This is a genomic window from Commensalibacter sp. ESL0382 (assembly GCF_009725775.1).
Lineage (GTDB): Bacteria > Pseudomonadota > Alphaproteobacteria > Acetobacterales > Acetobacteraceae > Commensalibacter > Commensalibacter melissae.
The window spans coordinates 380,436-397,730 of sequence record NZ_WNII01000011.1 but is presented as its reverse complement, the minus strand read 5'-3'; the positions used below and the strand labels follow the sequence as shown (position 1 = coordinate 397,730).

At 40.3% G+C, this 17,295-nt stretch carries 13 protein-coding genes and 1 pseudogene; 10 read left to right on the top strand and 4 right to left on the bottom strand.

What is annotated here, in order from left to right; translation table 11 throughout:
- Nucleotides 1-91 precede the first annotated feature (91 nt).
- The 3 genes from GM552_RS06035 to GM552_RS06025 form a co-directional block, all read right to left on the bottom strand.
- The gene (locus tag GM552_RS06035) at nt 92-1,012 is read right to left on the bottom strand and encodes an Hsp33 family molecular chaperone HslO (RefSeq protein ID WP_155565689.1); all 921 of its coding nucleotides are present in this window, start codon (nt 1,010-1,012) and stop codon (nt 92-94) included.
- An 84-nt stretch (nt 1,013-1,096) separates the two neighbouring features.
- Nucleotides 1,097-2,080 carry an ornithine carbamoyltransferase gene (gene argF, locus GM552_RS06030; RefSeq protein WP_155565688.1) on the bottom strand — a complete coding sequence of 328 codons (984 nt, stop codon included), beginning with the start codon at nt 2,078-2,080 and terminating at the stop codon, nt 1,097-1,099.
- Between the two features lie 9 nt (nt 2,081-2,089).
- Complete coding sequence (locus tag GM552_RS06025) at nt 2,090-3,280, bottom strand: aspartate aminotransferase family protein (protein WP_155565687.1); 1,191 nt, start codon at nt 3,278-3,280, stop codon at nt 2,090-2,092.
- Between the two features lie 118 nt (nt 3,281-3,398).
- Here GM552_RS06025 and GM552_RS06020 point away from each other — a divergent pair, with 118 nt between their 5' ends.
- From GM552_RS06020 to fumC, 10 genes and pseudogenes are all read left to right on the top strand, one after another.
- The gene (locus GM552_RS06020; protein WP_155565686.1) at nt 3,399-3,983 is read left to right on the top strand and encodes a regulatory protein RecX; all 585 of its coding nucleotides are present in this window, start codon (nt 3,399-3,401) and stop codon (nt 3,981-3,983) included.
- A gap of 6 nt (nt 3,984-3,989) precedes the next feature.
- Nucleotides 3,990-4,457: a CHAP domain-containing protein gene (locus tag GM552_RS06015; protein WP_230873441.1), complete on the top strand. Its 468-nt coding sequence runs from the start codon at nt 3,990-3,992 to the stop codon at nt 4,455-4,457.
- A gap of 166 nt (nt 4,458-4,623) precedes the next feature.
- Nucleotides 4,624-4,797, top strand: a pseudogene (locus tag GM552_RS09005) (twin-arginine translocase TatA/TatE family subunit); the annotation flags it as partial.
- A gap of 140 nt (nt 4,798-4,937) precedes the next feature.
- The gene (locus tag GM552_RS06005) at nt 4,938-5,888 is read left to right on the top strand and encodes a bifunctional riboflavin kinase/FAD synthetase (RefSeq protein WP_155565684.1); all 951 of its coding nucleotides are present in this window, start codon (nt 4,938-4,940) and stop codon (nt 5,886-5,888) included.
- Nucleotides 5,889-5,994: 106 nt separating this feature from the next.
- Nucleotides 5,995-8,871 carry an isoleucine--tRNA ligase gene (gene ileS / locus GM552_RS06000; protein WP_155565683.1) on the top strand — a complete coding sequence of 959 codons (2,877 nt, stop codon included), beginning with the start codon at nt 5,995-5,997 and terminating at the stop codon, nt 8,869-8,871.
- A 20-nt stretch (nt 8,872-8,891) separates the two neighbouring features.
- Nucleotides 8,892-9,398, top strand: coding sequence for a signal peptidase II (gene lspA, locus GM552_RS05995; protein ID WP_255487682.1), 507 nt, complete (start codon nt 8,892-8,894; stop codon nt 9,396-9,398).
- A gap of 74 nt (nt 9,399-9,472) precedes the next feature.
- Complete coding sequence (locus GM552_RS05990) at nt 9,473-9,997, top strand: DUF3035 domain-containing protein (protein ID WP_155565682.1); 525 nt, start codon at nt 9,473-9,475, stop codon at nt 9,995-9,997.
- 60 nt (nt 9,998-10,057) lie between these two features.
- Nucleotides 10,058-11,881 (top strand): DNA mismatch repair endonuclease MutL, encoded by a 1,824-nt coding sequence (gene mutL / locus GM552_RS05985; RefSeq protein WP_155565681.1) that lies wholly within the window; start codon nt 10,058-10,060, stop codon nt 11,879-11,881.
- A gap of 131 nt (nt 11,882-12,012) precedes the next feature.
- Entirely contained in the window at nt 12,013-13,554 is a 1,542-nt protein-coding gene (locus GM552_RS05980) for a NuoM family protein (protein WP_370533603.1), read from the top strand.
- Between the two features lie 119 nt (nt 13,555-13,673).
- Entirely contained in the window at nt 13,674-15,119 is a 1,446-nt protein-coding gene (gene fumC, locus GM552_RS05975; protein ID WP_155565680.1) for a class II fumarate hydratase, read from the top strand.
- 112 nt (nt 15,120-15,231) lie between these two features.
- Here fumC and parE read toward each other — a convergent pair whose 3' ends face one another.
- Nucleotides 15,232-17,253 (bottom strand): DNA topoisomerase IV subunit B, encoded by a 2,022-nt coding sequence (parE, locus tag GM552_RS05970; RefSeq protein WP_155565679.1) that lies wholly within the window; start codon nt 17,251-17,253, stop codon nt 15,232-15,234.
- Nucleotides 17,254-17,295: the final 42 nt, after the last annotated feature.

Below are 17,295 nucleotides of genomic sequence, written 5' to 3'. Positions count from 1 at the left end.
AAAATTCTATAGAATTCACATTTGTTTATATTCAACAAATAGAAAATTTTAACATTATTTTGAATTTGCTTATTAATCGATATTATTTTTATTAGATTTCTTTACGAGAAAAAATAAAATCGTAACAGCAAAATTCGCATGTCATGATAATTTTTTCATTTTCTGCCATGCTATCAAGTTCATCTTTGGAAAAATTGTTCAAGACCTCTTGTAACCTTGATCGGGAACAACGACAACCATAAGCGACACTTTTCGGCTTGCCAACAGAAAATTCCAAACTGTTGAAAAGACGATAAAGTAATTTTTCTGAAGCCAGATTTTTATCAAATAACTCTGAAGCTTTTAAAGTGTTGGCTAAAATACATATTGTTTCCCATTCTTTTTCATCATTTTCAGCGGCTGGTTTCAAAACGATTGAATTTTCATGGGCAATTTTTTCAAGAATTAGGCCGCCAGCTTGCCATTTATTTTGATAGCATTCGCAATATAACTGAATTGAATAGGGAAACTGCTCACTATTTTCAAAATAGTGACTGGCCATTTCTGCAAGTGTTTCTCCTGTCAGTTCAACCATCCCCTGATAATTGTCTTTTTTGTCTTGTTGGTCTACGGTCAGAACGAATAATCCTTTTTTCAAAAGTGTTTTTGCTGATGCATTTTCAGTAAAATCATTTATTTTGTCTTTGTCATAACGGATATAGAAGCGTAGCTCGCCTTTATGGGTACAATCAGCAACCAACATTGACACGACTCCCTCTCCCTTGATTTGCAAAGAAAAGGATCCCTCAAATTTTAATGATGAAGCCAGGCCAGCAACTAATGACAAAGCTTCACCTCCCAGTCTGGTGATACAGTCTGGGTAGTTGTGGTGTTCAAGAATGGAATGAGCTACAGGTCCCAAACGAATGAGCCTTCCTCTTGCCGAAGGGAAGAAAAAAGGCGTAATTCCCTTGCCGTAGGTAATATCTGGAACATTGGGTCGATCATTATTGGAATGATGAAGGTTTTTCATGGTTATCTTCTCAAGAAAAAAACGAATAGCCGAGAAATCTTTTTTGAAAAGATAGGCTAAATATTGTCTATTTCAAGAATGGAATTAACGGGAGCCGTAATCACGCCAATTATCACCCATCAAAGCCCAAATCAGAATGGCTTTATGTGCGTGAAGACGATTTTCAGCTTCATCGAAAACAACTGATTGTTTACTTTCAAAAACCTCAGCGGTTACCTCTTCACCGATATGGGCAGGCAAGCAATGCATGAAAATGGCATCATGGGCGGCTAGTTTCATTAAATCGAGATTAACTTGATAAGGATGCAATAATTTCAAACGTTGTTGTTTTTCAGAATCATTATCAGACATGCTAACCCAGGTATCGGTAACAATACAATCCGCATCTTTAACTGCCTCTTTTGGATCTGTGGTCAGTTGAATGTCTGCCCCCATTTCTTTGGCCCATGACAGTATGGTTTTTGAGGGCAATAAATCGGGTGGGGTGGCTAATTTAAGAGTAAAATCAAATTGTGCGGCAGCTTCAATGAAAGAATTTGCAACATTGTTACCATCGCCAACCCAGGCAATTACACGTCCCTTGATAGGACCTTTATGTTCTTCAAAGGTCATGACATCAGCCATGACTTGTCCCGGATGCGAGGCGGGAGTCAGTCCGTTAATAACGGGGACTGAACTTAATTGTGCCAATTCGGTCAAATGTTCGGTACAGCCTGTTCGAAGAACTATGCCATCCACAAATCTTGAAAGAACACGGGCAGTGTCGGCAATGGTTTCGCCCCGGTCAATCTGCATTGTACTGGTTGATAAAACAATCGGATTACCGCCCAGTTGATGAATTCCCACCTCAAAAGATACGCGCGTACGGGTTGAAGGTTTGGAAAAGATAAGTGCGATTGAACGTCCTTTCAGAGGTTGGGCAGGATGTGAGGGATATTTTCTATCTTCCTGCATTTCTTTGATTTGAGAGGCGAGGGTGATTATATCTCTTAAATTTTGTTTACTAATATCTTTGAGTTCTAAAAAGTGTTTTATTTTTTTTGATTGAGAAATAATTGGGTTATTCATAGAAATTACTCATTGAACAGATTTCAGGTTTTTACGTAATTGCTCGGCAGCATTTCTTAACCGGTGAATACCATCCAGACATTCCTCCTTGGTTATAATTAGGGGAGGAATTATGCGAATGACATTATTTCCTGCCAATACGGTCAGTAGATTTTGCTCTAGGGCCGCATTTTGTATCTCGTTTGCAGGAATGGTTCCCTTTAATCCCAATAAAAGACCCTTTCCGCGAACTTCAGCGTAAACATCTGGATAAATCTTGGTTAATTGTTGCAGTTGTTCCTTTAGATATAGTCCTGTTTCCTGTATATTTTTCAGGAATCCAGGTTTCAATATGATATCCATAACTGCATTTCCAGCCGCACATGCAAGAGGGTTTCCTCCAAAGGTTGATCCATGCGTTCCAAAGGTCATGTGTTTGGCGATTTTTTCCTTGGCAAGAAAAGCGCCCATGGGTACGCCCCCGGCGATACCCTTTGCCAATGAAAGAATATCAGGTTCAATATCTGTCCATTGATAGGCAAAAAATTTACCTGTTCTGCCAACTCCGCACTGAACTTCGTCAAATCCTAGGAAAAGATCATTCTCATCACAGATTTGTCGCAATGCCTTTAGAAAATCAGGAGAAATAACAGTGATTCCACTTTCGCCTTGTATGGGTTCGATCAGAAATCCTGCCGTATTCTGGTCAATGGCTTCTTTCACCAGGTCAATATCATGTATTGGAATATGTTTGATTCCAGGTATTTTAGGCCCGAAACCCTCCAGATATTTTTGATTGCCTGTCGCATTCAAAGTTGCAATAGTTCTTCCATGAAAAGCGTGATTAAAACAGATGATATCTGTTCTTTCTGGATGGTTGTTTTTATATTGGGCGCGACGAATAGCCTTTATGACTCCTTCGTTTGCCTCTGCCCCAGAGTTGCAAAAAAACACACTGTCGGCAAAACTTATCGCTATTAATCTTTCGGCTAATTTTATTGCCTGAGGAATTTGGTATAAATTGGAAACATGAATGACTTTTTTTGCCTGTTCCGAAATAGCTTTACACAAAAGGGGATGATTATGACCTAGAGATGATGTTGCAATTCCGGCCCCGAAGTCCAGAAATCGTCGTCCATCAACCGTAAAAAGCCACACGCCGTTTCCATGGTCAAAGGCAAGGTTTGCACGATTATAGGTGGGCATCAAAGCGGAAATCATAATCTCTCTTGTCGATTTTATTGAAGGAAACAGACATAATTAATGATTGAGAAAAAAAAGTCAATTTATTCCTAATATAATCAAGGGTAATTGATTGGATAATGTTTAAAGGGAAGTGATGCAAATCATGTCAAACAGGATACAGCTTCCTGACTTAAAAGAGTATGCACTGAATTATCTTGCCCGTTATAATAATACCGAGGCAGGATTGGTTAAACTTTTAAGACAGAAAGTCAATCGTTGGATTAAACAAATTCAAAAGGAGGACGATCAAGATTACGATGAAATTCTCAAGAAAGCATACGATAAGATTGATCAGATTGTCAATGAATTGAAGCAAAATGGCGGTATTAATGATGACAGATTTATTTTTTCCAAAATGCCATCTTTGATCCGTGCGGGTTGTTCCAAAAAACAAATTCAGGAACGTTTTATACAAAAGGGAATCAATCCCTCCTTAATTCAGTCCTCCTTGCAAGAATATCATGATGATCATCTTGAGCTGCTATCCGCTTTGGCCTATGCACGGAAAAGGAAGATTGGACCATTTCGTCAGCGTTTGTTAAAAAAAACAGCTGAACTGAAGGATCGTGAACAAATGATCCTTGCAAGGCGTGGATTTTCGTTTACAATCTCAAAAGAAGTTTTATCGATGACCCATGCAGAGGCAGAAGAATGTATCAATAAAATACGTTCTTTATAGGGGAAAATGAAATCAGGATTTTTTGTTCGCGTCTTAATTATGTTTTTTGGAATTCTTCCCTTGCTGGCTGCCTGTGGAGGGGGAAGAAGCTATCATGGCTCCTTGCAATGTGCACCCTATGCCCGCAAGATCACTGGTGTTGAACTTCAGGGGGCAGCCTATAGTTGGTGGTATCAGTCAAGAGGGAAATACTATAGAACCAAAAGGCCAGAACCGGGGGCAATATTGGTTTTTCGTAAAACTTCCAGATTGCCTTATGGGCATGTTTCTGTCGTAAAAAAACTTCAGGATTCACGCACGATTATTGTTGATCATGCCAATTGGGAAGCGCAGAGAATTGATCACAAGGCGCCAATTATAGATGTTTCATCACGTAATGACTGGTCTTTGGTAAGGGTTTGGTGGGCTCCTACGGGAAAGATCGGTATCAAGCGATATGCGACTTATGGTTTTATTATTCCCAACAAGTCGTGATCAAGGCAACAAAAAACCGCGTGATTTGCAATTTGGTGTTAAAAGTAAAATATAGTATGATAATTTTAATTAAATTATGATATTTCCTGTGTTTAAGTTAGAAAAAATCGATTGAATTTTCCGAAAATTGTCTGCATGTGTAAGTTGTGTAAGGAATAAATATATTATGGGCAGTATGAGTATTTGGCATTGGCTGATTGTATTGATTGTGGTTTTGCTGGTTTTTGGATCAGGAAAGATTTCAACATTAATGGGAGATCTGGCCAAGGGTATCAAGATTTTCAAGAAAAATATTGCCGACGATGAAACCTCTTCTCCACAAAGCAAGACAATTTTGCCAGATGTCGACAACAAAGGGGATACCTCTGTTTCCTTTAACGATAATAAGGAAAAAACCCCTGTATCATCCGAAACACAGAAATAAGGTTTTGTTGTTTCAGAAGAGGTTTTAGATTAATAACGAAAGAAAATTTGCCGTTTATGACGACTATCTATACAAACGGACAGGCAATTCCGCTATCAGCCCGGGGTTCTGTAACAGCTTTGGGCAATTTTGACGGTGTGCATCGTGGGCACGCTTATTTATTGGACACTTTAAAAAAACAGTTTCCAGACCGTTCTTTATCTGTAGTAACTTTTGAACCTCATCCAAGACAGCTTTTCGAAGGCAGGGAAATTTCATTTCGATTGACGAATGCAGATGAGCGAAATGCAGCTTTGTCCGCCCTGGGTGTTGATAATATTTTTCAGATAACATTTGATCAAGAATTTGCTGCGCTAGATGCAAAGAATTTTATTCATCAAATTCTTTATAAATCATTCGGGATTTTTCATGTAGCTTGTGGTGAGGGTTTTGTATTCGGGCACAATCGTCAAGGAAATACCGATTTTTTGATTTCTGAAGCGGATAAACTGGGTATTGGCGTTACGATTGTAAAACCTTTGCGGGAAGAGGGAACGGTGATTTCTTCCAGCCTTATCCGTTCCTGTCTGAAAAATGGAAATCCTGAAAAGGCCGCCCATTATTTGGGTAGGATCTGGTGCATTCAGAATATAGTGGAGCATGGGGATAAAAGGGGAAGGACAATTGGTTTTCCAACTGCGAATTTACAGTTGGGGGAACAAGTAGAGCCCAAATGCGGGGTTTATGCGATTAAAATTCGGTTGGCCAATGGGAGAATGCACGAAGGAGTGGCCAATCTCGGATACCGTCCAACAATTGGAAAACAGACCAGAGCCTGTCTGGAAGCTCATTTGTTTGATTTTAACCAGGATATTTATGGTCAAAAGATTACGGTTTATTTGTATCATTTTATTCGTGATGAAAAACGTTTTAGTGATTTGAATGAATTGAAAAAACAAATAGCCCGGGATGCAAATAATGCGAAAGAATTTTTTAAAATAAGAAATGACTCTGTTAATTCCTTGTAAAAAAGAATTATTAATAATGATAAATTTTATTTTTTAGAAATTGGTTTTATTTTATAAAATCAAATATTGTCTTAATCTACTTTAATTTTACAGTTAGAACGAAATCATGGCTGAATCCAAATCTACCGACCTGTATAGAGATACAGTTTTTTTACCTTCAACCTCATTCCCAATGCGTGGGCGGTTACCTCAACGGGAACCTGAAATTTTGGAACGTTGGAAAAAAATACGATTGGATGAGGCTATTATCCGGCAATCGGATCAACGGGTTTTGGAAGGGAAAAAGGTCTTTACCCTGCACGATGGCCCTCCCTATGCCAATGGACATTTGCATATCGGACATGCGCTTAACAAGATTATCAAGGATGTGATTAATCGTTCCCATCGTATGAATGGAGAGGTTGTTCGATATATTCCCGGTTGGGATTGTCATGGTTTGCCCATTGAGTGGAAGGTAGAAGAGAAATATCGCAAGGCAGGTAAAAACAAGGATGATATTCCGGTATTGCAATTTCGGGCAGAATGTCGCAGCTATGCCCAAAACTGGTTGTCGATTCAATCATCCGAATTTCAGAGACTTGGGGTTCAGGCAGAGTGGGATCACCGATATGCAACAATGGATTTCAGTTCAGAGGCAGCCATTGTTGAAGAAATTGGTCGTTTTCTATTAAATGGCAGTTTATATCGTGGCCTGCGTCCGGTTATGTGGAGCCCGGTTGAAAAAACGGCTCTGGCTGAGGCCGAGATTGAATATCACGATCATACATCGACAACTATATTTGTAGCTTTTCCTTTTGTCAAAGATCCAACCCCCCAGCATTTATTGGAAAATGTTTCGGCTGTTATCTGGACATCGACTCCATGGACAATTCCTGCGAACCGAGCCATAGCTTACAATAACGATATAACCTATCAGATTATCAGTGTTAAAGCTGTTAACGCTGATTCCCACGTGTCCATTGGAGCTAATTTTCTTATTGCACAGGATTTGCTGACCTCATTTTGTGAACAGGCAGGTATTACGGAATTCAAGGAAGAGGCATCGCTTGAAGGAAACGCGTTGGCAGGTGCAGTTGCAGCGCATCCCTTGCGGGGAAAAGGCTATGATTTTGATGTCCCTTTATTAGCAGGCGAGTTCGTCACGACTGAAGCGGGAACAGGATTGGTTCATTGTGCTCCCGCACATGGTGAAGATGATTTTTATTTATGTCAGCAACATCAAATTGGTGTAACGGAATATGTTGAAGATGATGGGCGTTACGCTTCGGATGTCCCTCTATTTGCCGGTATCCATGTTTTCAAGGCGGCTGAAGCTGTCTGTGAAGAGTTAAACTTATCCAGAGATGAGGCAAGGAATGCAAACAAACCATTTACTGGTCTTGTTGCCCAATCCTCCATCGTGCATTCTTATCCTCATTCCTGGCGATCACGGGCCCCGATTATTTACCGTGCTACCCCGCAATGGTTCATAGCAATGGATGATAATAGAAAAATTCGTGAGAATGCATTGTCAGTTCTAGAGGATGTTACATTTGTTCCCGCACAAATCCGTAACCGTTTGACCAGCATGATTGCCTCGCGTCCCGACTGGTGTATTAGCCGGCAACGTGCCTGGGGTGTGCCAATCGCCGTTTTTGTCAATAAGGCAACCCGTGAGGTTTTAAGGGATGCTGAAGTTATGCAACGGATTGTAGAAGCTTTCAAAAAAGAAGGTGCAGATGCATGGTATAATTCTTCTCCCTCGCGTTTTCTTGGTGAAAATTACAATAGTGAAGAATACGAACAGGTGTTTGACATTGTGGATGTTTGGTTTGAAAGTGGTTCAACGCATGCTTTTGTCTTGGGTAGGGACAAACTTGATTTTCCTGCGGATTTGTATTTGGAAGGTTCCGACCAGCATCGTGGTTGGTTCCAGTCATCGTTGCTAGAATGTGTGGGAACACGTGGAGTTGCACCTTACAAGGCCATTGTCACTAATGGATTTGTAATGGATGAACAGGGACGTAAAATGTCAAAATCCCTCGGTAATGTTATTGCACCCCAGAATGTCAATGATGAACTTGGCGCAGACATTTTGCGTTTATGGGTAATGAACTCTGATACGAATGAAGATCTTCGAATTGGAAAAGAGATTTTAAAACAGCAAGGTGAATTATACCGACGTTTGAGAAATACGTTACGTTGGGTTCTTGGAGGTTTGGAAGGGTTTTCAGATAAGGAAAAACTTGATTATGAGGATCTTCCTGAACTTGAGCAATGGGTTCTGCATCGTATTTATGAAATGAATCAGGTTATTCAAAAAGCTATTCATACTCATGAATGGGTTGGGGTTTATCCTGCTTTACACTATTTTTGTACAAGTGATTTGTCGGCTTTCTATTTCGATATCCGCAAGGATTCACTTTATTGTGATAAAAAAGAAAATATACGTCGTAGGGCGGTTCGAACCGTATTGGATGTATTGCATAGATGTTTATGTACTTGGTTGGCACCGGTATTATGCTTTACTGCAGAGGATGCATGGACTGCTCGCTTTGGTGAGAATGCAACTGTTCATTTGGAAGAATTTCCTCTCATACCTGTGAAATGGTCGAATGATAATTTGGCAAAACGTTGGATTCAATTACGCTCCATTCGTCGTATCATTACAACGGAAATTGAAAATATGCGTCGGGAAGGGATTATCAAGTCTTCGCTCCAAGCTGCTGTAGAATTGAATTTTTCAGAGGAAGAAGCCGCCTTGTTTGGCCATTATGACTGGGCTGAACTGGTTATTGTGTCCCGGGTTGATATTAATATTATACCGGGTTCGGCATCTTTGTATTCAGTGGAAACCAAACAGGGTGGAGAGGGTCATGCCGCACCTCGTATTCGGGTAGCAACAGGACATAAATGTGCACGTTGCTGGAAAGTTCTCGATGAAGTGGGAGGCAATTCAAGTTATCCAGAATTGTGCTTGCGTTGCATTGATGTTGTTTCGTAATATTTGGTTTAGGGATTTTCATGAATAAAAGTTCCGTTGTCATGCAAGTTAATCATTTGAAAAAATGGTATTGGGGATTGGGAATGCTGTTTCTGATATTCTTGCTGGACCAGATCAGCAAATACTGTATTCTCAATATAGTAAATTTGCCCCAAAAAGGTTCTGTTCCAGTGATTCCATTTTTCAACTTCACTATGGTATGGAACAGGGCAATTACTTTTGGCATGTTGGGTCAGTTTGGTTCATGGGGATCCGTTATTTTTTCTGTTTCCGCCTTTGTGATTGCGGCAAGTTTATTCATATGGATGATTCGTGCCCGTAAAATCTGGGTTATCATGAGTCTGGGTGCCATTGTTGGCGGAGCGTTGGGAAATATCTTAGACCGTTTGCGCTTTGGCGCAGTGGTTGATTTTATTCACTTTCATGTTGCAGGGTGGTCATGGTATGTTTTCAATGTTGCAGATAGCGCAATTGTTTGTGGTGTGATTATCTTGTTAATGGATGCTTTTTTTGGTTGGGAAGAATAGTTTAATATGATACGAAATAGATTCATATTATTAACTATTATTGCTTTTACGGATTTTGTTAAGGAATAAGACGGATGATAATGCGTAAATCAGGTTTGAAATTTTTATTGCCCATGGGATCCCTAATCGGTGTTGTTGTCTTGCTTTCTGCCTGTTCCGGTCAGGATGTTTCCCGTGCATTTGGTATCAAAAGATCAATGCCTGATGAATATACCGTTACGACTCGCGCGCCTTTATCAATGCCACCTAATGATAGTTTGATGAAGCCTGATGAAAATGGAGTCAGACCTCAAGAACAGTCCATACGTCAGCAGGCATTGGAAATTCTTTCTCCCGATGTTGCCTTGGAAGGCATGAAAGATGTTCCAAGCCAGGGCCAAACCCGGTTGATTCAGGATGCCAATCAATCAGCTGATCAGGAACGTCATAATGAGTTGGTCACGCAGAATGGTTTTGTTGACCAGGTCATGTTCTGGAAAAATGGCAAACCTTCAGATTTGGCTGTTGACAGTGTGGCTGAAAATAAACGATTGCATAATAACTTGAGTTTGGGTTTACGTCCTGATGACGGGGCAACACCAACGACGACACAAAAATAGGTTTTTTGACAAAAAAGGGTTATAAAAAAATTTGCAATTCTCCAAGTCATTATTAGAATAATGATTATTCGCCCTTTATCCGAACATACAGTTAATTTAATTGCTGCAGGAGAAGTTATTGAGCGTCCTGCCGCCGTTGTTAAAGAACTTGTGGAAAACGCGCTTGATGCAGGGGCAGGCAGAATTGAGATCAATCTTGACAACGGTGGTATTGATCATATTCAGGTCATTGACAATGGTTGTGGAATAGAGGCTGATGACCTGCCTCTTGCAGTTTCAAGACATTGTACTTCAAAATTGTTTGAAGATGATCTTGTAAATATTAAAACATTGGGATTTAGGGGAGAAGCTCTGCCTTCCATTGGGGCCGCCGCCCGATTGAAAATTATTTCGCGTGTCAAATCGGCGGAAAGTGCGTGGCAGATCTCGGTTGAAAGTGGTAAGATTGTAAACCCCAGTCCGTCCGCTGGTCAAATGGGAACACAAGTTATTGTAGAAGATTTATTTTATGCGCTTCCTGCACGACGTAAATTCTTGAAAACCGCTCGAGTTGAATATAATCGGTGTGAAATGATTATACAGCGTTTGGCCATCTCTCACCCCGATGTTTCATTCACTGTTATAAAAGATGGTAAGACCGTTTTGAATCTACCGATTCAATCGCAAAAAGACCGTATTTTGGCAGTGTTTTCTGATATTCATGATGAAGAACTGATTATGTTGAATTTCGATCGGGGGGATTTGAAATTATCCGGTTTCATCAGTGCTCCATCTGTAAATCGGGCAACAACAAATGGTCAAATTATGGTTGTTAATGATCGGCCTGTTGCTGATCCAGTAATGCAAATGGCTATTCGTGTTGGTTATCGTCAAGTTCTTGAAAAAGGACGTTATCCTGTTGCCGTACTTTTTCTGCAGCTACCTTTGGATCAGGTAGATGTGAATGTACACCCTGCCAAAACTGAATTGCGTTTTGCTGACGAAGCTGCAGTTCGAGCCTTGATAATTGGTAGCATTCAAAAGAGTCTGGCTATTGGTGCGGGAGTTGCAAATGTTAATCCTGAATCTTTGCATGTTTTTCCCACCACACAATATCATCCCAAAAAAGCTTCTATTCGATATCCCGCGTATCAGCAAAGAATGGGTAAGAACAATAAAGAATTTTTTCAAGAAGAAGATGCATGTGCCGGGGACAGTTTTGAATTGGGAGCAGGATTATCTTTCAAGGATGTTGGCGATACGTTATCAAGATTACCTGATAAAAAATATCAAAAAACTACTGCAACCTTGCCTCTGGGATATGCCGTGGCACAAATTTTCAAAACGTATATTGTTGCGGTAACAGAACATGAAGAATTTGTCATTGTTGATCAGCATGCAGCTCATGAACGTTTAACTCATGAGGCATTACGTCAACAGTATTTAGAGACTGGAATACAAACACAGTCTTTACTTATACCGGAAGCAATTGAATTATCTGCTGTTCATTATCGTTGTCTTATGGGTTTTAAGGACAGTTTGGCCGATTTGGGAATAGAAATAGAATCTTTTGGTGAAAAAACGATTCTGGTCAGGGCTTTGCCACAACTTTTGGGAAGCATTTCCGCACAGTCGCTTTTGATTGATCTTGCCGAAGAATTGCAGGATAAAGAACAGATGTCGGTTAATGATATTGAATCTGTCCATACCCAACTCGATGCTATTCTTGCCAGAATGGCATGTCATAACAGTGTAAGGGCAGGCCGCTCTTTGAATGAGGAAGAGATGAATGCCCTTTTACGTCAGATGGAGGCCACTCCAAGGGCAGGAACCTGTTCACATGGAAGACCGACATGGCTGAAATGGAGCAAAAAAGATATGGAAAAATTATTTCATCGCTCTTAATAAATTGATATTAAGGAAAAATTAATTTTAAGTAATATTGACAAAAATAAAAACTTTCTGGGCAATATGGTCAGAAAGTTGTATATAATCGAACAATTGTTACGTTTAAATAGATTAAAAAAGAGAATACCGTGCATTCAGTACTGCTTACATTAGTAACGTATTTGCCTTTGCTTGGGGCTTTGGTCATCTTTCTTATGCGTGGATCCTTTGAAGAGGTTGCACGCACTTCCCGTTGGATTGCTTTATGGACAAGTATCATAACATTTGGTCTGTCAATTGTTATGTGGAGTGAATTTTATCCTCGACACGATGGATATCAATTTGAAATTCAAAATTCATGGATTTCGGGATTTGGTGTTTCCTATCATGTTGGCGTGGATGGGATCAGTTTATTTTTTATTATCCTATCAACTTTATTGACCCTGATTGGAATAATGGCCGCATGGCAGATGATCACGGATCGTATCCGTGATTATATGGTTGCTATTCTGGTGTTGGAAACGACATTGGTTGGCCTGTTTTCCGCCCTAGATATGGTTGTATTTTACTGTTTTTATGAAGCGACCCTGCTGCCAAGCAGCATGTTAATTGGAATCTGGGGAGGTCCGAAACGGATTTTTGCCTCTTTGCAATTCTTTCTATTCACGTTTGCTGGTTCTTTATTTATGATGATTGGGATTTTGTGGATATGGGTGAATACAGGTACCACGGATATTCCCGTTTTAATGCACGCATCTTTTTCACCTGCTGTCCAGGGGTGGTTATTGCTGGGTTTTATCCTCGCGTTTGGAGTCAAATTGCCTCTCTTTCCTCTGCATGCCTGGTTACCAGCCGCATATGTTGAGGGTCCAGCGTCGACCACCTTGCTGGTTTCTGGCGTCATGTCTAAGGCAGGCGCCTATGGATTATTAAGATTTTGTGTTTTAATGTTGCCTGAGGCATCTCACCGTTATGCAATGCTGATTATGGGATTGGGTATATGTGCGATTATTTATGGTGCAATAATCGCTTATAAACAAACAGATATTAAACGGATTATAGCCTATTCATCATTTTCTCATATGGGTCTTATTGCCATAGGATTTTTCTCTCTGACACCAGAGGGAATTGATGGCGCCCTATTACAGGTTCTTACTCATGGGGTAACAATTGCGGCACTTTTTTTATGTGTTGCCGCTGTCACCTATCGTATTGGTACAAGAGATATCGAGGCGTTTGGAGGTATCGCTAGTAAAATGCCCAAACTGGCCTTGCTTGGAATGATCTTTATCATGGCAAATGTTGGATTGCCTGGTACGGGTTCGTTTGTGGGTGAATTGCTGGTCATGATTGGAGTTTTACATATATCATTCTGGGTTGCTTTCCTGGGAGGATCAAGCATGATATTAGGTGCTGTTTATATGCTGGTCATGTATCGCAATGTCATATTTGGAAAAATTGTTAATCCGGTTATCAATTCAATTCGGGATCTAAACGCAAGAGAAATGACAATCTTGGTACCATTGGCCGTAATTATCCTGTGGATGGGGATTTATCCAGACAGTTTCTTATCGGTTTTTAATCCGGTAGTGACTGCCTTTACAAATTCAGACCGTATAGCAGAATTGATGAATCATGGTCATATTGTGGCCGATAATATTAATAATATGCACAGTATTTTTGTTCGCTAAGATTTGATAGTCTAAGCGGATATATTTGATTAATACCCACGTTGCCTCTCTTGGCTTATGCGTGGGTTTTTTTTATGATTTATAGTGATTATTTTAATAATTTTTTTAAAAGGTGAATTATGATCAAATCTGTTTCTGGCGAAATGGCAATTGGAATTGATAAAAAAGGATTGCGTCAAGAAAGTGATTCAATGGGAAAAATAGAGGTCCCTGCGGATCGTTATTGGGGAGCACAGACTGAACGTTCCTTGCATCATTTCAATATTGGTGGGGATGTCATGCCGCGTGAGGTCTATCATGCCTACGGTATTGTTAAACATGCCGCCGCAGAGGTGAATTGTGAAGCGGGCCGTTTGGATGAAACGAAGGCAAAAGCAATCATTCAGGCTGCTGAAGAGGCAGCCGAGGGTGCGCTTGATGATCATTTCCCGCTTTGTGTCTGGCAAACGGGTTCAGGTACACAAACCAATATGAATGTAAATGAGGTGCTTGCCAATCGGGCCATTCAGCTTTTAGGGGGGGAGATCGGTTCCAAAAAACCTGTTCATCCCAATGATCATGTGAATATGGGACAGTCTTCCAATGATAGTTTCCCGACAGCTATGCATGTCGCTATGGTAATGGAATTGGAAAGGCATCTTTTTCCAGAATTACAAAAATTACATAATGCCATTGAGCGTAAAGCTAAGGAATGGATGGATGTTGTAAAGATCGGTCGTACCCATTTACAGGATGCAGTTCCTTTAACCGTTGGTCAAGAATGGTCTGGTTGGGCTGCTCAATTAAAGGAAAGTTTACATCGTTTAAAATCAGTAGAGAAAGAATTGTTTGAACTGGCTGCAGGTGGAACAGCTGTTGGAACAGGATTGAATGCGCCAAAAGGTTTCTCCAGGGCGATTGCTAAAAAAATCGCTCAAATCACCAGCTATCCTTTTGTAACAGCGCCCAACAAGTTTGCCTCCTTGGGTGGACTTGACGCTATGGTGGCCACGATGTCTGCGTTACGTGGCGTTGCGGTTGTTCTATTAAAAATAGCAAATGATACTCGTTGGCTCGCTTCAGGACCACGATGTGGACTTGGAGAACTTCATTTGCCTGAAAATGAACCGGGGTCGTCAATTATGCCTGGAAAGGTCAATCCGACTCAATGTGAGGCAATGATTATGGTTTGCATGCAGGTCATGGGTCTTGATGCTGCCGTTGCCTTTGCTGGCTCACAGGGTAATTTGCAGTTAAATGTAACGCGTCCGCTGGTTATCATGAATACGCTACACGCCAGCCGATTGTTAAGGGATGCAGCCAAAGCCTTTCGTGAATTTTCAGTCGAAGGGACAACATTAAATAATGCGCGTATTCAAAAATATATTGATAATTCATTAATGCTTGTTACAGCTCTGGCACCTGTCGTAGGATATGATGGAGCGGCGAGAATTGCCCATATGGGGGATGTTGAAGGATTAAGTCTTAAAGAGGCGGCTTTAAAATCGGGATTGATTGATGAAAAGCAGTTTGACGAGCATGTAAAACCTCGGTTGATGGCCGGACATGGTGTTGAAGGTGCCTAAATAAAAAGATTTAATTTTCTAGGCATCGATAAAATGTTTTAACAACGAATAGAAAGGAATTTAATAATTCCTTTCCATGGCAGATAAAACGAATATTTATAATATAATTGAATTAAATATCCAGTAAATCAACAGAACCGGCATGCTCCTGTATGAATTGGAAGCGCATTTCTGATTTTCTTCCCATTAAATCAGAAACACGTGTTTCCGTGATTTCTTTTTCATCATGAGGAATGATGACTTTCAATAGGATACGGTGTTTGGGATCCATTGTCGTTTCCTTTAAATCCTTGGGTGGCATTTCACCCAAACCTTTAAAACGAGAAACTTCAATTTTACCTTTTTTTTGGTTCAACCTTGATAAATTACGGTCTTTATCCTTATCATCCATGGCATAAATAATTTTATCACCTTGGCTAAGACGGTATAAGGGTGGTTGAGCCAGATAAATTTTTTCTTGAAGAATAAGTTCTGGAAGTTCTTGATAGAAAAAAGTCATCAATAAAGAAGCAATATGCGCACCATCAACATCCGCATCTGTCATGATAATGATGCGACCATAGCGTAGTTTATCGATATCAAATGCGGAACCTATGCCACAACCCAAGGCTTCTATTAAATCTTTTAATTCCTGATTATTATTTAATTTTTGATTGGAAGCACTTGCAACATTGAGAATTTTACCTCTCAAAGGTAAAATTGCCTGAGTTTCGCGATTACGGGCTTGTTTGGCCGATCCTCCAGCAGAATCTCCCTCTACGATAAAGATTTCTGTTTGATTGGTATTAGAACTTGTGCAATCGGTCAGCTTACCTGGTAATCTTAAACGTTTTGTTGCGCTTTTTCTTACTGTTTCCCGGTTTTCTTTACGTTGTAAACGTTCTTCAGCTTTATCAAGAAGGAAAGAGAAAAGTTGATCCGCCTGATTTGGATCGGCTGCCAACCAGTGATCAAAACGATCCCGTAGTGCGGTTTCAACAAGTTTGGTTGTATTTTTTGAGCTTAGTTTCTCTTTTGTTTGTCCCTGGAATTCTGGATCCCGAATAAAGATGGACAATTTTGCCGCAAGAGATCCCAGCATATCATCAGAAGTGATGATTGAGGATCTTCTATTGGACCGGTTTTCCCCCCATGTCCGAATTCCTTTTAACAGGGCATTTTTGAAGCCCTGTTCATGGGTTCCACCCAATGGCGTCGGTATGGTATTACAAAACGATGCCAAACCGCTTTCACCTTTTTCCAGCCATGCCAAAGACCATTCAATTTTGCCTGTATTTTCACCTTTTGAATCATTGGGTAAATTGACGTCACCGGACCATATAGGACAGATCAACTGGTCCGAGTCGGTTTCTTCTTTCAAACTGTCTTCAAGTCCATTAGCAAAATGCAGGATTGTCTCCCTTGGAATATCAGTGTTATTCACTAATTCAGGATCACACGACCAGTTTAGGGTGACACCTTTATAAAGAAACGCCTTGGAGCGGCACAGTTTATACAACTGTTTCGGTGAAAATTGCAGTTTGCCAAATATCTCGATGTCAGGAATAAAACTGATTTGGGTTCCTCTGCGATTTTGTACATAACCACATTCAATTAATGGAGTAATCGGTAATCCGCGTTCATAGGTTTGTTTCCACAGCATCTTATCACGGGCAATTTCGATTTCCATCCAAGAAGATAGGGCATTGACAACAGAAGATCCAACTCCATGAAGACCCCCAGCAGTATTATAGACTTTATTGGAAAATTTCCCTCCTGCATGAAGCGTGGTTAGAATCACTTCCAGGGCTGATTTATTTTTAAATTTTGGATGAGGATCAACAGGAATTCCGCGTCCATTATCGCGAATGGTTAATTTGTTATCCTGTTCAAGTTTTATGTGAATGGTGTTTGCAAAACCGCCAACGACCTCATCCATGGCATTATCCAATATTTCAGCTGCCATGTGGTGCAGGGCGTTTTCATCCGTACCACCAATATACATACCAGGCCGCTTTCTGACAGGCTCCAAACCTTCAAGAACCTCTATGTCTTTGGCGTTATAATCGCTGGTAACAGATTTTATCCCTTTTACATTTTTCTTGTCTGTAAAATGGGTTTTAGAAGAATTGTTTGAAGAAAATAAATCGCTCATATAAGTGTATTTCGCATAAAAACACGTTTTTACAAAATGTTT

Excerpts from the sequence above, each read along its gene's own strand:
- GM552_RS06035 (WP_155565689.1), bottom strand. The coding sequence starts at position 1,012 with ATGAAAAACCTTCATCATTCCAATAATGATCGACCCAATGTTCCAGAT.
- argF (WP_155565688.1), bottom strand. The coding sequence starts at position 2,080 with ATGAATAACCCAATTATTTCTCAATCAAAAAAAATAAAACACTTTTTA.
- GM552_RS06025 (WP_155565687.1), bottom strand. The coding sequence starts at position 3,280 with ATGATTTCCGCTTTGATGCCCACCTATAATCGTGCAAACCTTGCCTTT.
- GM552_RS06020 (WP_155565686.1), top strand. The coding sequence starts at position 3,399 with ATGCAAATCATGTCAAACAGGATACAGCTTCCTGACTTAAAAGAGTAT.
- GM552_RS06015 (WP_230873441.1), top strand. The coding sequence starts at position 3,990 with ATGAAATCAGGATTTTTTGTTCGCGTCTTAATTATGTTTTTTGGAATT.
- GM552_RS06005 (WP_155565684.1), top strand. The coding sequence starts at position 4,938 with ATGACGACTATCTATACAAACGGACAGGCAATTCCGCTATCAGCCCGG.
- ileS (WP_155565683.1), top strand. The coding sequence starts at position 5,995 with ATGGCTGAATCCAAATCTACCGACCTGTATAGAGATACAGTTTTTTTA.
- lspA (WP_255487682.1), top strand. The coding sequence starts at position 8,892 with ATGAATAAAAGTTCCGTTGTCATGCAAGTTAATCATTTGAAAAAATGG.
- GM552_RS05990 (WP_155565682.1), top strand. The coding sequence starts at position 9,473 with ATGATAATGCGTAAATCAGGTTTGAAATTTTTATTGCCCATGGGATCC.
- mutL (WP_155565681.1), top strand. The coding sequence starts at position 10,058 with ATGATTATTCGCCCTTTATCCGAACATACAGTTAATTTAATTGCTGCA.
- fumC (WP_155565680.1), top strand. The coding sequence starts at position 13,674 with ATGATCAAATCTGTTTCTGGCGAAATGGCAATTGGAATTGATAAAAAA.
- parE (WP_155565679.1), bottom strand. The coding sequence starts at position 17,253 with ATGAGCGATTTATTTTCTTCAAACAATTCTTCTAAAACCCATTTTACA.